The 15,126-nt window shown below is 62.0% G+C and carries 9 protein-coding genes; 6 read left to right on the plus strand and 3 right to left on the minus strand.

Annotated features, from left to right (window positions below; all coding sequences use genetic code 11):
* Positions 1-27: 27 nt before the first annotated feature.
* Positions 28-1,950 (minus strand): hypothetical protein, encoded by a 1,923-nt coding sequence (locus MAIT1_RS01745; RefSeq protein ID WP_085440299.1) that lies wholly within the window; start codon positions 1,948-1,950, stop codon positions 28-30.
* Positions 1,951-2,323: 373 nt separating this feature from the next.
* Here MAIT1_RS01745 and MAIT1_RS01750 point away from each other — a divergent pair, with 373 nt between their 5' ends.
* The 6 genes from MAIT1_RS01750 to MAIT1_RS01775 all read left to right on the plus strand — a co-directional run bounded on the left by MAIT1_RS01750 (position 2,324) and on the right by MAIT1_RS01775 (position 12,641).
* A complete protein-coding gene (locus tag MAIT1_RS01750) occupies positions 2,324-2,806 on the plus strand; it encodes a bacteriohemerythrin (protein WP_085440300.1) in 483 nt (160 codons plus the stop codon).
* A 224-nt stretch (positions 2,807-3,030) separates the two neighbouring features.
* Complete coding sequence (locus MAIT1_RS01755; RefSeq protein WP_085440301.1) at positions 3,031-4,224, plus strand: polysaccharide deacetylase family protein; 1,194 nt, start codon at positions 3,031-3,033, stop codon at positions 4,222-4,224.
* A 224-nt stretch (positions 4,225-4,448) separates the two neighbouring features.
* Positions 4,449-5,912, plus strand: coding sequence for a polysaccharide deacetylase family protein (locus MAIT1_RS01760; protein WP_085440302.1), 1,464 nt, complete (start codon positions 4,449-4,451; stop codon positions 5,910-5,912).
* Between the two features lie 55 nt (positions 5,913-5,967).
* Complete coding sequence (glgB, locus tag MAIT1_RS01765; RefSeq protein ID WP_085440303.1) at positions 5,968-8,196, plus strand: 1,4-alpha-glucan branching protein GlgB; 2,229 nt, start codon at positions 5,968-5,970, stop codon at positions 8,194-8,196.
* A 67-nt stretch (positions 8,197-8,263) separates the two neighbouring features.
* Positions 8,264-10,750 (plus strand): glycogen/starch/alpha-glucan phosphorylase, encoded by a 2,487-nt coding sequence (locus tag MAIT1_RS01770; RefSeq protein ID WP_085440304.1) that lies wholly within the window; start codon positions 8,264-8,266, stop codon positions 10,748-10,750.
* A gap of 94 nt (positions 10,751-10,844) precedes the next feature.
* Positions 10,845-12,641, plus strand: a complete 1,797-nt coding sequence (locus tag MAIT1_RS01775) for a hypothetical protein (RefSeq protein WP_085440305.1) — start codon at positions 10,845-10,847, stop codon at positions 12,639-12,641.
* A gap of 293 nt (positions 12,642-12,934) precedes the next feature.
* Here the strand turns inward: MAIT1_RS01775 and MAIT1_RS01780 are convergent, their stop codons facing one another.
* Together MAIT1_RS01780 and MAIT1_RS01785 are read right to left on the minus strand one after the other, a co-directional pair.
* Positions 12,935-13,486, minus strand: a complete 552-nt coding sequence (locus tag MAIT1_RS01780) for a hypothetical protein (RefSeq protein ID WP_085440306.1) — start codon at positions 13,484-13,486, stop codon at positions 12,935-12,937.
* 152 nt (positions 13,487-13,638) lie between these two features.
* A complete protein-coding gene (locus tag MAIT1_RS01785; protein WP_085440307.1) occupies positions 13,639-15,108 on the minus strand; it encodes a glycogen synthase in 1,470 nt (489 codons plus the stop codon).
* Positions 15,109-15,126 lie beyond the last annotated feature (18 nt).

Below are 15,126 nucleotides of genomic sequence, written 5' to 3' on the forward strand. Positions count from 1 at the left end.
TCATCCCAGACCCAACATGTTCAAGACTCAGCGCGGCGCAGACGCCTCCGGCCTCCCCCTACTGGGCAGCTCGTACAAACGCAGACTGCACAGCCGATCCGCCTCCGGCAGGTCCAGACGCCAGGCGCCCGGGGCCAAAATCTGCGTGATGCCCAGTTTAGCGCTGATGGCGTTCCACTGCGCGGCGCTTTTGCCCTCCCAGCACGCTTTAAGCCCCTCCTGCAACCCCTCCGTGGGGGTATTGGCGTCCAGCGCGCAAGCCAAATCCACATTGCCCTGCTGGGCGCTGAGAATGGAATCCACCGAGTAGAGCTCCCCCAGCAGGGGCGGCGTCACCTGACAGCGGTGATTGGCCCACATGATGCCGATGCTGATTTTGGTGTCATACAACTCCGCCGGCGCCGCAAGAATCGCCCCCTCTCCGTGCACAATATGCTTGTCAATAAATCCCTGCCAACCATCACACTGGGCGGGGACGAAGGCGTTCTTCACATAGTACTCCTGGCGGTCGAACACCTGCCGAATCTGCGTCAATTGCGCCGCCGCCGAGCCGACGTAGGTGAGCGCAAGAATCGCCACCAACGCCTCCGGCAAGCGCGCGCGCCAGCGCGGCGTTGGCGCCGCCGCCTCCCCCGGTTTGCCCACGCCCCACAACGCCGCCAGCAGCGCCAACACCATGACCCACACAGAGAGCTCAAACCCCAGGTAGGCGAGTTTATTGCCGCCAAACGCCTCACACCCATGACACGGCATCAGCGCCAGGCCGCCGGGATAGAGCCAGGAGGCCAGATTGATCAACACCGCCAGCGCAAACGCCGCCAGCCCCAGCCGATTGCGCTCCGCCACCGCCAACTGCATCGACCAGCCAAAGATCAGCGCATAGCCCAACGTCACATCCAGATTGAGCCAGCGCCCGGTGAGCAGCATCTCCAAAAAGGGCGGAGTCGACTCCAGGGCGAACTCCAGCATCATGCGCACAACGAACGACGCCGCCATCAAGGTCATGATGGTCTTGAGCAGATTGCGCGCCGCTGGGGTCAACTGCGCGCCCCGGCGCAACCACGCTGCGCCGATCATGGCCAGGAACACCGCCTCGGCCACGAAGAAGTTCCAAAATCCCCACAACAGACGCGGCTCCGAGCTGATGAGCTTATGATGCTTCTGGCGCCCATAGTCGCGCATAAAACTCTCCCACGCCCCCTGGGTCTGGGCGGGATCCAACGGCGGCAGTGGATGGCGCACAAAAAAGTGGTGGATCGCCATATCCGCCAGAAACACCCCCACGCCGAGAAAAAAGTAGCGCAACTCCCGCAGCTTGAACGGATTGACCCGCTGATACAGACACAACGCCGCCGCCATGCCCCAAGCGGCGATGGCCCAGGAGGCGTGGATGGCGGGCAAAATTCCCAGCAGAAACAGCCCCCAGCCATATTTGCGCATGGCCAGCAGGCTGGTAATATACAGCGTCAAGTGCATCCCGATGATGCCGTAGTTGGACGAATCCAGCGGGAATTCAATATGGTAGTAGTGGTCTGGCAGAATGTGCAGATCCACCAGCGCCAAGGGCAGAAGCAGCGCGATCCACACATTGCGCAGAATCAGCAGCCCCGCCACAGCAGTGGAAAAAAACATCAGCGCGGTAAACAGGCCGCTGCTGAGAATCGACACCGGCCACTCCGGCGCGCCCAGCGCAAACAGCGCCGCATAGGCGTGACTAATCAGGGAGAACGAATTGACTTCATAGAGGAACTTGGGAACCCAGGGGGGGCACTCCACCACCCGCGCCATCAACTGCCCATTGATGACGCTATTGAGCCAGATGGGCGTCATCAAAAACACCCCATGCACAAACCCCATGATCGCCGAAATCCACATCACGCGCACAAGCGCCGCATCCAGGGATTGCGCAGGAGGAGTGGGGGCAAACCGTTCTCGCCAAGAGGAAATCATAAGGGAACTCCGACACAACGTCATCTCAGGTTGGAAGGGATACAGCCGGGCCTGCAATCCCAGCCGCCAGACAGCGCCGGGGAAACGCGCCAAGCGCATCGAAGCCGTATTCGCCTCACGGGAAGTTGCGCCATCGCGTTCAAGGTGGCCACATTAAATCAGGCCACTCCACCCAAGGCAAGACGCGGGACCACGACCTGGTTCACAGCGCGCGCCACGAGAGCATCCCGTCGAACCGCCGCCAACCGCCGCCCTTTGTCGCCACGCGCGCCACCGATTACCGCCCCCTGTTGTTGACGCCGTCCCTGCCAAGCGACTATTTTATCTCCTCCTGCAAATTTTTTTTCAGCGATAGGCAATAGGGAGCAATAGGATGAGTGAGGTGTATGACAAGCCTTTGGATGAGATTTCTGACGCCGATTTGAACAAACTCCCCGGCCAGCCGTTTCGGGAGAGGCTCAAAGATCAGGTGGTGGATGTCGGCTTCAGCCAATTCAACGACTCCCACAACAAACTGATGGATCTGATTCTGGATGCCGACGTGCTGTTTGACCTGATGCTGGTCACCGGCAACACCGCCAAATATTGGGGCCGTCTGGAAGAGATCGTGGACGATCTGGTGACCTACACCAAGCAGCATTTCGCCGAAGAGGAGGAGTTCCTCATCTCGCGTCAGCACGCCAAGATCAACGAGCATACCGCGCAGCACAGCCGCTTGGTGGAAGAGTTGAACGACTTCCAAAAATCGGTCACCAGCCAGAACGAAGACATCATCCAGATGCGCAAATGGCTGCTCGAATGGTTGTTGGTGCACGTCAACACCCATGACCTCTCCTACAAAGAGCTCGCCTCTTAAGCTTCACGGCGCCTCCTCTTTTTTTATAGCTGATAAACGCCTGCGTCCATTTGACGCGGGCGTTTTTGTTGCGTCCCGTCATCGCCTCAATGCAATGCGCGCAACGGCGTCATCATCGCGCCGCAATCTCGCGCTAAAATCGCAAACCGTGATAGGATGAAACAGCGTACGCCCGACGACTTTGGCGACGCCGCCTGATATCTTCATTCAAGAGGATCCCGCCCGTGGACGCCATCCACCACGCCCTTGTACTGAACCTGCATCAACCCTCCGGCAACCTCGAAGAGCTGCTGGACCAAAACTCCTGGGAGCCGCGTGAAATTCTCTACGCCCTGGATCGCATTCCCCGCGCCCTGGAGGGGCAGGAGGATCTGGCGCGGGCGCATCTGGCGCTGTCGGGCGCGCTGCTGGAGACCCTCTCCAACCCCGAGTTTCAACAACGCGTCTATGGGGTGGTGGATTGCGGCTCGCTGCTGTGGCGCTTTCAGAACGAATCGCTGTTCCGCATCCTCGGCACCGGCTACTACCACCCGGTGCTGCCGCTGATTCCCGAAGCCGACCGCGATGCTCAGGTGGCGCGCTGGCGCGGCATCGGCCAGCACCTGTTCTGGCGCACCAACTTTCAGGGTTTCTGGCCGCCGGAGATGGGCTTCTGCATGGAGATGATCCCGCTGCTGGCGCGCCACGGCTATCGCTATGTGCTGGTGGACAGCAACCATGTGGAGGCGGTCACCGAGATGTCGTGGCAGGAGTTGCGCTATCGCCCCCACATCGCCCGCCATGGCGACGCTGAGATCATCGTCGTGGTGCGCGACCGCGATCTCTCCGACGCCCAGGAGTCAGGCATGGAGCTGGGCTGGTTCGACAACGAATTGCGCCAGCGCACCCAGTGGTGCGACTTCCCGCCGCTGGTGACCACCGCCACCGACGGCGACAACGGCGGCTGGTTCCGCAACCCCGAGCCCGAGGCCAATTTCTGGGGCTTGTACAACGCCCTGCTGTCCGAGCGACGCCAAGAGAAGACCCCCATCACCCCCACCTTTATCGACGACTATCTGGACCAATACGGCGCCCATGGCGAAGTGAAGGTCAACACCGGGGCCTGGAACACCGGCTGGCACCACGGCCACGGCTTTGTGCAGTGGACCGGCTCGCAGACCCAGCGCGACGCCCTGACGCGGGTGGCCGAGGTGAGCCAAACCCTGCGCGACTTCCAGCGCAAAACCGCCGCTCGCGCCCAGGAGGACGCCGAGTTGGCGCGCCTGCTGGAGGAGGCCACCTGGCGCCTGCTGCGGGCCGAAACCAGCTGCCACTTCTACTGGGGCGAAGCGTGGGTGGAGCGCGCCTACCGCGATCTGGATGAGAGCGTCACACAGTTGCAACTGGCCCGGGGACATCTCCTTCAACACACCCTTTAAGCCCCAGGCTCACGAACCGGCGTCACGAACTTTTTTCCCGAGCATGACAAATCTCTCACATTTGCGCCCGCGCCGCCTTTCGACGCGGGCGCAAGTCGCTTAATATTGGGCGGATGCGAGTCGCCTCGCAGGCTTCACACCGCTCCGACGCGCTATTGCGCGCGGCGCTCGACCGAACCCGCCTCGGCGCTTGCCCCCAAGCCCAGGCGTAAGGAGACCTCAGCATGTCCGATTGGCCGGAATATATCGACAACGTCCCCAACATCTCCGGCAATGAGCAGGAGATCGAGCGCCTCATCGCCGCCCACAGCGGCAAACCGGTGTTTCTGCCCGACAGCAAAATCGACTTTGGCAAGATCAAGAGCGCCTTTACCATTGCGCTGCACATGCACCAGCCCATGATCCCAGCCGGCGGCGGCGATCTACACACGGCGGAGCTGATCAGCAATCTGCAGCACATGATGGAGAACCAGGGCATTGGCGACAATCACAACGCCCCGGTGTTCGACTGGTGCTACAAGCGCATGGGCGAATTCATCCCACAGTTGGTGAGCGAAGGCCACGAGCCGCGGGTGATGCTGGAGTACTCCGGCTCGCTGCTGCACGGCCTGCGCAAAATGGGCAATGATGACACCATCGAGCATCTGAAAACCATCACCTGCACCCCCGAATACGCCCGCTGCGTGGAGTGGTTGGGCGCGCCCTGGGGCCATGCGGTGGCACCCTCCACCCCGGTGCAGGATTTCCGTCTGCACGTGCGCGCCTGGCAGCACCACTTCGCCGCCATTTTTGGAACCGACGCCATGGTCCGCGTGCGCGGCTTCTCGCCCTCGGAGATGGCCCTGCCCAACCACCCGGATGTGGCCTATGAGTATGTCAAAACCCTGGTGGAGTGCGGCTTCCAGTGGTTGCTGGTGCAGGAGCACACCGTCGAGCAGCCCGAGGATGGCCACCACCCGCACCACCCGCATCTGCCCCACCGCCTGGTGGTGAAGAACTCCAAAGGCGAAGAGGCCAGCATCATCGCCCTGGTCAAAACCCAGGGCTCCGACACCAAACTGGTGGCGCAGATGCAGCCCTACTATGAAGCCAAGAGCCTGTCGCGCACGACGCTGGCGGGCAAATCGGTTCCGCCGCTGGTGAGCCAGATCGCCGACGGCGAGAACGGCGGCGTGATGATGAACGAATTCCCGCCCAAGTTCCTCGAAGCCAGCCGCGAGACCACCGGCGCCGACACCGTGGGCATGAACGGCACCGAGTACCTGGAGCATCTGTTCGCCATGGGCATAACCGAAGCGGATCTGCCGGTGGTTCAGCCGCTGTTCCACAAAATGATCTGGGATCGCATGAGCCCGGGCGACGGCCCCGAGAAGCTGGCGCAGACCATCGAGACCATCCGCGGCGAGGATCACCGCTTCCACATGGAGGGCGGCAGCTGGACCAGCGACCTGTCGTGGGTGCGCGGCTATGAAGACGTGCTCAAGCCCATGGACGAAGCCAGCAGCCACTTCTATGAAAAGGTGATCAAGGCGGGCGTAGCCACCAATGACCCGCGCTATCGCAACGCCCTGTTCCACCTGCTCAATTCACAAACCAGCTGCTACCGCTACTGGGGCGAAGGGATCTGGACCGACTACGGTAAAGAGATCTGCCGCCGCGTGGACGCCATCATCGACAACGATTTCTGATCGTCGTCATATCGCCTATCCCGCGCCGCCCCTGTCAGAACGGAAGGAAACGCTTATGAACGCCCCGCAATTGGATGCGTCCCTGGCCCTGATTCAGGATGCCCGTCACCACGACCCGTTTAGCGTGTTGGGTCGCCATCCCGATGGCGAGCAGACGATAATCCGCGTGTTCAACCCCCAGGCGCAGACGGTCACCATCGCCGAGGGCGGCCATGCGCTAGCGCGCATCCCCGGCTCCGACGTGTTTGAGTGGCGCGGCGACGGCAAGACAATTCCCGAGCGCTACCGCTTGATCTGGCGCGATCACAACAATCGGGAGCACATCGCCCACGACCCCTACAGCTTTGAACCGCAGATCAGCGATTTCGACCTGCACCTGTTCGGCGAAGGCAAGCACCACCACGCCTTCAAGTTTCTCGGCGCGCGCGATCATGAAGCCCACGGCGTGGGCGGGGTGCGCTTTGCGGTGTGGGCGCCCAACGCCGAGCGCGTGAGCGTGGTGGGCGATTTCAATGACTGGGATGGGCGTCGCCACTCCATGCGCGCGCGCGGCTCCAGCGGCGTGTGGGAGCTGTTCATCCCCGATCTGGCCCCGGGCGGCGTCTACAAGTATGAACTGCGCAATCGCCACAGCGGCGAGGTGCTGCTCAAGGCCGACCCGGTGGGGCGTCACCATGAATTGCGCCCGCGCACCGGCTCCATTGTCCCCGTCCCCAGCGCGCACCAGTGGAACGACGCCGCGTGGATCTCAGCGCGTCAGGAGCGCGATTGGCTGCACGCCCCCATGTCCATCTACGAGGTGCATCTGGGCTCCTGGCGACGCGGGCAGGAGGGCGAGTTCCTCGACTATCGCGAACTGGCCCACCAACTGGCCGACTACGTCACCGAGATGGGTTTCACCCATGTGGAGCTGCTGCCGGTCACCGAACACCCCTACGACCTCTCCTGGGGCTATCAGACCACCGGCTACTTCGCCCCCACCACCCGCTTTGGCAACCCCGACGACTTCCGCTACTTCGTCGATTACCTGCACCAGCGCGACATCGGCGTGATCCTGGATTGGGTGCCAGCCCACTTCCCCAAGGACGCCCATGGTCTGGCCCGCTTCGACGGCACGCCGCTCTACGAACACGCCGACCCGCGTCTGGGCGAACACATGGACTGGTCGACGCTGATCTTCAACTTCAGCCGCAACGAGGTGAAGAGCTTCCTCATCTCCAGCGCCGTCTACTGGCTCGACGAGCTGCACCTGGATGGCCTGCGGGTGGACGCGGTGGCCTCCATGCTCTATCTGGACTACTCGCGCAAAGAGGGCGAGTGGATCCCCAACAAGCATGGCGGCCGCGAGAACCTGGACGCCATCGACTTCCTGCGCGAACTCAACATGGCGGTGCACGAGCACTGCCCCGGCATCCTGATGATGGCCGAGGAGTCCACCTCCTGGCCACAGGTGAGCCGCCCGGTCTACCTGGGCGGTCTGGGCTTCGACATGAAGTGGAACATGGGGTGGATGAACGACACCCTGCGCTACATCGAAAACGAGCCGATCCATCGCCAGTACCACCACGACATGCTCACCTTCAGCATGCTCTACTGCTTCAGCGAGAACTTCATTCTGCCCTTCTCTCACGATGAAGTGGTGCACGGCAAGCACTCCATGCTGGGCAAGATGCCCGGCGACGAGTGGCAGCAGCACGCCAATCTGCGCTGCCTATATGGCTATCAGTTCATGCACCCGGGCAAAAAGCTGATGTTCATGGGGCTGGAGTTCGCTCAAGGGGTGGAGTGGAACAGCGCCAGTGTGCTGGACTGGTACGTGCTGGACTACCCCCTGCACCAGGGCATGCAGCGCATGGTCAAGGATCTGGCGCGCCTCTATCGCGCCACCCCTGCGCTGTATCGTTATGACTTCGACTGGCGCGGCTTCGAGTGGATCGACTGCCACGACAGCCAGCAGTCGGTGCTGAGCTTCCTGCGTCAAGGCGATGATGGCGAATATGCGGTGGTGATTCTCAACCTCACCCCGGTGCCGCGCCACGACTACCGCATCGGCGTACCCGCCCCCGGGCGCTACCAGGAGGTGTTCAACTCCGACTCCGAGCTGTATGGCGGCGGCAACGTCGGCAACGGCGCCGCGCCGCTCATGGCCGACGAGCAGCCGTGGATGAACCGCCCCTACTCCCTGAATCTGACCCTGCCGCCGCTGGGGTGTCTCGTGCTCACGCCCGAGCCGCAACAGCCGGAGGCCGCTCAGGTCGATGAGTCGGACCCAACCGACCAATAACGCGCGCAAGCGCCTTCATTAATAAAACCAGCGCCCTGATTTCAATGGGCTGAGACAGGATCGTCACATGTCGCAACAAAATAATCTGGACCACCCGAAACTGGATCTGCACAGCCGCACCGGCACCAATGCGGACACCCTGCAACGGGCGATCCTGGACAATCTATTCTACATCCAGGGCCGCTTCCCCGATGTGGCCACGCCCCACGACTGGTATCAGGCGGTGGCCTACACCGTGCGCGACCGTCAGCTGCATCGCTGGGTCAAAACCGCGCAAACCTACAAGAAGCAGAAGAGCCGTTCGGTCTGCTACCTCTCCGCCGAGTTCCTCATCGGCCCCATGTTGGGCTCCAACCTGGTCAATCTGGGCATTGAGGATGAGGTGCGCGAGGCGCTCTCCGCTCTGGGCCAGGATCTGGACGTTCTGCTGGAGCAGGAGCCCGAGCCCGGCCTGGGCAACGGCGGTCTGGGGCGCCTGGCGGCCTGCTACATGGACTCCCTGGCCACCCTGGAGATCCCCGCCATCGGCTATGGCATCCGCTATGAGTTCGGCATCTTCCACCAGCGCATCGAAAATGGCTGGCAGAAGGAGATCAGCGATCAGTGGCTGCACCTGGGCAACCCCTGGGAGGTGCCCCGTCCGTTGCTCACCTTCCGCGTCAATCTGGGCGGCCACACCGAACACTACACCGACGATCATGGCAACCACCGTGTGCGTTGGGAGCCGGAACGGGTGGTGTTGGGCGTGGCCCACGACACCCCCATCATCGGCTATGGCGTCAACAACACCAATCTGCTGCGTCTGTGGAAGGCTGAAGCCGAGCAGTCGTTCGACTTCGAAGCCTTCAACACCGGCGACTACTACGCAGCGGTGGAGGAGAAGGTCAAGTCCGAGACCATCTCCAAAGTGCTCTACCCCAACGATGAGGCGATCTCCGGCAAGACCCTGCGTCTGGAGCAGCAGTACTTCTTCGTCTCCTGCTCGCTGCGCGACATGATCCGCATCCATCTGCAACAGGAGCCGGATTTGAGCAACTTCCATGAGAAGTTCGCCGCCCAGCTCAACGACACCCACCCGGCCATCGCGGTGGCGGAGCTGATGCGCCTGCTGGTGGACGAACACCACATGGATTGGAACCCGGCCTGGAGCGTGGCCAGCCGCACCTTCTCCTACACCAACCACACCCTGCTGCCCGAAGCGCTGGAGACCTGGTCTCTGCCGCTGCTGCAACAGGTGCTGCCGCGCCATGTGGAGATCATCTACGAGATCAATATGCGTTTTATGGATCAGGTGCGCGTGCTCACCCACGACGTCTGTGGCGCAGTGACCCGCCTGTCCATCATCGAAGAGGGCGAGCCCAAGCGGGTGCGCATGGCCAATCTGGCCTGCGTCGGCTCCCACGCCATCAACGGCGTGGCGGCGCTGCACACCGAGCTGCTGAAGAAGACCACCCTCAACGACTTCCACAATCTGTGGCCGGAGAAGTTCCTCAATGTGACCAACGGCGTCACCCCGCGCCGTTTCCTGCTGCTGAGCAACCCCAAGCAGTCCAAGCTGATCAGCGACCGCATCGGCGAGGGCTGGATCACCGACCTGGAGAAGTTGCGCGGCCTGGAGGCGCACCTGGACGACGCCGGATTCCGCGAGGATTGGCGCCGGGTCAAGCGCGAAAACAAAGAGGCGCTGGCCAAACTGCTCAAAGAGCGCACCTACGTGGACGTGGATCCGCAGAGCCTGTTCTCGGTGCAGGCCAAGCGCATTCATGAGTACAAGCGCCAGCATCTGCACCTACTGTATGTGGTCACCCTCTACAACCGCATCATCAACAATCCGAACCTGAGCATGGCTCCGCGGGTGCACATCCTGGGCGGCAAGGCGGCCCCGGGTTACGCCATGGCCAAACTGTTCATCAAACTGGCCCATGCGGTGGGCGAGATGGTCAACCGCGACCAGATGGTGGGCGATCGTCTGAAGCTGGTCTTCTTCCCCAACTTCAACGTCAAGAACGCCCAGCGCATCTATCCGGCGGCGGACCTGTCCGAACAGATCTCCACCGCCGGCTTCGAGGCCTCCGGCACCGGCAACATGAAGTTCTCCATGAACGGCGCCCTGACCATCGGCACTCTGGACGGCGCCAATGTGGAGATTCGCGAAGTGGTGGGCGATGAGAACTTCTTCCTGTTCGGCATGACCGCCGAAGAGGTGGTCCATCTGAAGACCAACGGCTACCACCCGCGCCACTACTACGATGGCAACGCCGAGCTGCGCGCCGCCATGGATCTGATCGCTTCCGGCTACTTCAGCCATGGTGAAGCGGACGTGTTCAAGCCGCTCATTGACAACCTGCTGGAACACGATCCGTTCATGGTGCTGGCCGATTACGAAGCCTATTGCCATGCGCAGTCGCAAGTGGATGATCTGTGGGCGCAACCGGACTTGTGGACGCGCAAATCGATTCTCAATGTGGCGCGCATTGGCAAATTCTCGTCAGACCGCGCCATTCGCGAGTATTGTGAGAAGATCTGGAAGGTTCAGCCCACACCAGTGGATTAAGCCGATAGCGGGGTCCGGCGCATGGTCGCCGGACCCCGCGCTGCGCGCCTGAGCGCCCGCCCCGCGCGCTGTTTGGCGCCAATGGAGACGTCCCATGTTCAACGGAAAGCGTTTTCACGCCTTAGGACTGCACATGCACCAGCCCCCCGGCAATCTGAAGCTGCTGCTGGAGGAGAATCCCTGGGAGGCCAAGCAGATTCTCAGCTGCTATGCGCGTCCGCCCCGCTATGCGGAGAAGTACGCCGATGTGGCCGCATTCCAGGTCGGCTTCTCCGGCGTTCTGTTGGAGCAGCTACTGGACCCCGAAGTGCAAAAAGCGGCGGAAGAGATCGTCGAGATCCCTGAGGTGCTGCAGCAGTGGCGCGACGCAGAGAATATTGAACTGCTGGGCATGGGCTACTATCACCCCCTCACCCCGCTGATTCCCAAACGCGACTGGGCCGAGCAGATTCAGCGCGGGCGGGACATGATCACCTCCGTGTTTGGCCGCGCGCCCAAAGGCTTCTGGCCAGCGGAGATGGCCTTCACCATGGAGATGATCCCCGCCCTGGTGAAGTGCGGCTATGAATACGTGGTGGTGGATGGGGTGCATGTGCGCCCGACCGATGATGCGCCGTTTGACCCCTACGTCCCTTACTGGGCGGAGTATGACGGCGCGCGCATCATGGTGGTGGCGCGGGACCGCGACATGAGCAACGCCCAGGAGAGCGGGTTGGACGCCGCGTGGCTGGCCAACGATTTTCTGCACAAGAATGAACAGAGCCCGCTGCCCGACGGCGTGCGCCTGCTAACCACCTGGTCCGATGGCGAAAACGGCGGCTGGTTCCGCCAGATGGACGAACAGGCTGGCTTCTTCGGCCACTTCTTCAGCCCCTGCATGGAGCATTGCCAAACCACCGAATATCCGCTGCGTCCGGTGACCTTGAGCGCCCACCTGAAGGCGCATCCCCCCACCCGCTCGGCCCATGTGGAGACCGGCGCCTGGAATGTGGGCTCCTCTTCGGGGATGGATTTCAGTCAGTGGGCGGGCAGTGAGACCCAGCAGGCGGGCTTGACCCGTCTGCACGCCCTCTGCGACCGCTATTGGCGCTTGCAGGAGGCGACCACAACCCAATCCGGCCCCGCCGCCGACGCCTTGCAGGCGGCGCGGGAGCGTCTGCTGCTGTCGGAGACCAGCTGCTATCTGTTCTGGGGCGATGACTGGGTTCCGCAACTGCACGACCATCTGGACGCCGTGGAAGCGCTGCTCACGCAGTCGGAACAGGGCGCCAAACAGGCCTCTGCGCCACCCCAATCAAAATCCGCCGCGCCCACGCCACAGACGCCCGCCCCGGCGGCGACGCCGGTGGAGAGCAAAGCGACGCAAAAGAGCGCCCCTGAAGCGCAGAAAAGCGCCACAGCCCCGGCGGCGGCTTCCACGCCCAAGCCTGCTGCGGCCGAGCCCCCTGCGGCAGCGGCGCCAAAAGCGACCGCCAGCGACAAATCCACAGCCAACACTCCGGCGACAAAAAAGCCTGCGCCGCGCAAAACCGCGTCCAAACGTCCTGCGCGCAAGCCCGCCGCCAAAGCAGCCCCGACCAAACCTGCGACGGCGAAACCCACTGTGTCGACAACGACGAAAGCCCCCACGGCGCCCGCGCCTGCAGAGCCGCCAGCCGCCAAAACCCCGGCCAAACCTGTGGCGGCGAAAACTGCTGCGTCGACAACGCCCAAAGCCACCGCCACGCCTGCGGAATCGACCAGCAACGCAAAAGCCCCAGCGACCAGCGATTCCGCAAAGACAACGGCGGCGGGCGCGCCCGCCAAAACGACTCCCAACGCCCCGGCAAAAGCCCCGGCCAAGTCCAAGCGGGCTCCCGCCCGCAGCACGGCGCGTAAGAAGAAGCCCTAAGCCAATATAGTCACCGCAAACCAAAATAAGACATTTGAAATCAGAAGATGTCGAGGGCTCCGCCCTCGATCTCCCCAAAAGCCAAACCTTGGGGCGCTGCCCCAAACCCCGCTGGGGGCACAGCCCCCAGGCCCCGCCGCCGACCAGTCGGCGGCCAATAGTCAGCACAAGATCAATCAGCGTCACGCAAACATTTTGTACTCTGTATAATTCTGGATTGCGATGACTATACCAAAACGCGCGCAGATCCAAGCGATCTGCGCGCGTGACTCCTTTGCAATCAGGCCGTTTGCCTAAACGTCCGTATCCTGCACTGCGCGAAAGGCGATAACCAGCCCCAGCCCCAGGTACATCAAGCCGCGCACACACACAATCATCGCCGATTTGATGAAGATGAAGTCATCCACCGAGCGATAGGAATCCCAGGGTTCGCCGCCCACCATGGACACCGTGTCGTAGCCGATCAACGCCACAAACATCAGTACGACCCAGGCTGTTTTCGGCGCGCGCTGACGTCCTCTGTTGAGCCCCCACGGCAGCAGCTCGCGACCACTCTCATGAAACAGAGAGAACCAGGCCAAGGTGATGAGGATCTGCGTGGTGACAAACAGATAGTAGATCGCTGTCAGCAACCCCTGAATTTCATGATAGTCGGCGATGCTGTAGACCCAGCCAAAAACATGACCAAGCACAGGCGTCACGGCGCCGAAGGGGATCTCCCTGGCGTCATACACGGAGACGATATGGTGCATGAAAAAGTAGGCTGACAGGGCCAGCAGCCAGCCCAGGGCCTCATGGCTGACTTTGTGGTTCTCATTGGAGAGCAGCCGCTTGAAATCGCGCATCGCCAGATCACAATGGAGGAAAAATGAATTTCTGGCGCAGCGCCAAACCCCGTGGTGCGCCGCACGCCCCATCACCTCATACTAAAGGAAATGGGGCGACGAAATCGTTGCTTAATGAAAGCACGCATGCCGCCCCAAACGGGACGGCGGGATTACTTCACACGGATGTGATTGAAGATGTTGATATAATCCTGCCCCGGCTGATTCCAGGAGTAGTCCTGGCGCATGCCGTTCAAGCGCAACTGGCGGAAGTAGTCAGGGAAGCGGTGCCACAGGCCGATGGCGCGCCCCATGGCCGACTCCAACCCATCGTGGGTCAGATCGTTGAACACGTAGCCGTTGCGCTCTTCAAACGGCTTGTCGGCGTAGTTGGCGTCAAACACCGTATCGGCCAGACCGCCGGTGCTGCGCACCACCGGCACCACGCCGTACTTCATGGCAATCATCTGGGTCAGACCGCAGGGCTCGTATTGGCTGGGAATGACCAGCATATCGGCCCCGGCGTAGATCAGATGCGACAACTCCTCGTCGTAACCGATCTCCAGATGGCAGTCAGGATTGTCGTTGAGCTGATGCTTGATGCGCCAGAACTCATCGTTGATCCACGCTTCCGAGGCGCTGCCCAGCAGCACGAATTGACAGTTGTTGGCCAGCGCCACGGAGATGCTGTGGCGGATCAGATCCACCCCCTTCTGCGGGTCCAATCGGCTGACGACAGCAACGATGGGTTTGAACGCCTCGCGCATCAATAAGCGATTGCGCAGCGCCGCCTTGTTGGCGAATTTGGCGGGTAGATTGTCCGGGCCGTAGTGGCTGGGGATGAAGGGATCCAGCTCCGGGTTCCACACCCCATAGTTGAGGCCGTTGAGCACCCCGCCCACTTTGTCGCCATGGCGGTTGAGCACCCCTTGCAGCCCCTGCCCCTGCTCGGAGAAGCGGATCTCCTCCATATAGGTGGGCGAGACGGTGGTGATGAAGTTGGAGAAGACGATGCCGCCCTTCATCATGTTCACGGTGTGGGGGTGCTGATCGTCGAGCAACTGCCCGTGGTTCATCAGACCGTGGGCGTTGAGCCCGCATTGGCTCAAGAGTTGAGCGCCGGTGCGCCCCTGATGCCCCATATTGTGCAGGGTGTAACAGAAGCGCGCGTCGTTCCAGCCCAGGCCATTGTAAATCTCGTAGTACATCACCGGGGCCAGGCCGGTCTGCCAGTCGTGGCAGTGGATGATCTCCGGGCGACGTCCGCTCTTGAACAGAAACTCCAGCGCCGCGCGGGAGAAGAAGGTGAAGCGCGCGGCGTCGTCACGGTGGCCGTAGAGCACGCCGCGATTGAAGGCGTTCCACTCGCCATGGGCGTCGATGAAGAGGAAGTTGATCCCCTCGGAGCGCCCCTCCAGCACGGTGCAGTGGATCCACTGCCCATCGAACGGCACCCACAGGTCTTCATAACAGACGCGCAGATCCTCGATGCGGTCGTAGCGCATGCAGTCGTACTTGGGCAGGATCACCTCAACGTGATTGCCGCGAATGGCCAACTCGTAGGAGAGCCCGTTGACCACGTCGCCCAACCCGCCGGTTTTGGCCACCGGCGCGCATTCGGAACTGATCTGAACAATATACATGGTCCCTCCTGATCGGCG

It is taken from the genome of Magnetofaba australis IT-1, from assembly GCF_002109495.1.
Lineage (GTDB): Bacteria > Pseudomonadota > Magnetococcia > Magnetococcales > Magnetococcaceae > Magnetofaba > Magnetofaba australis.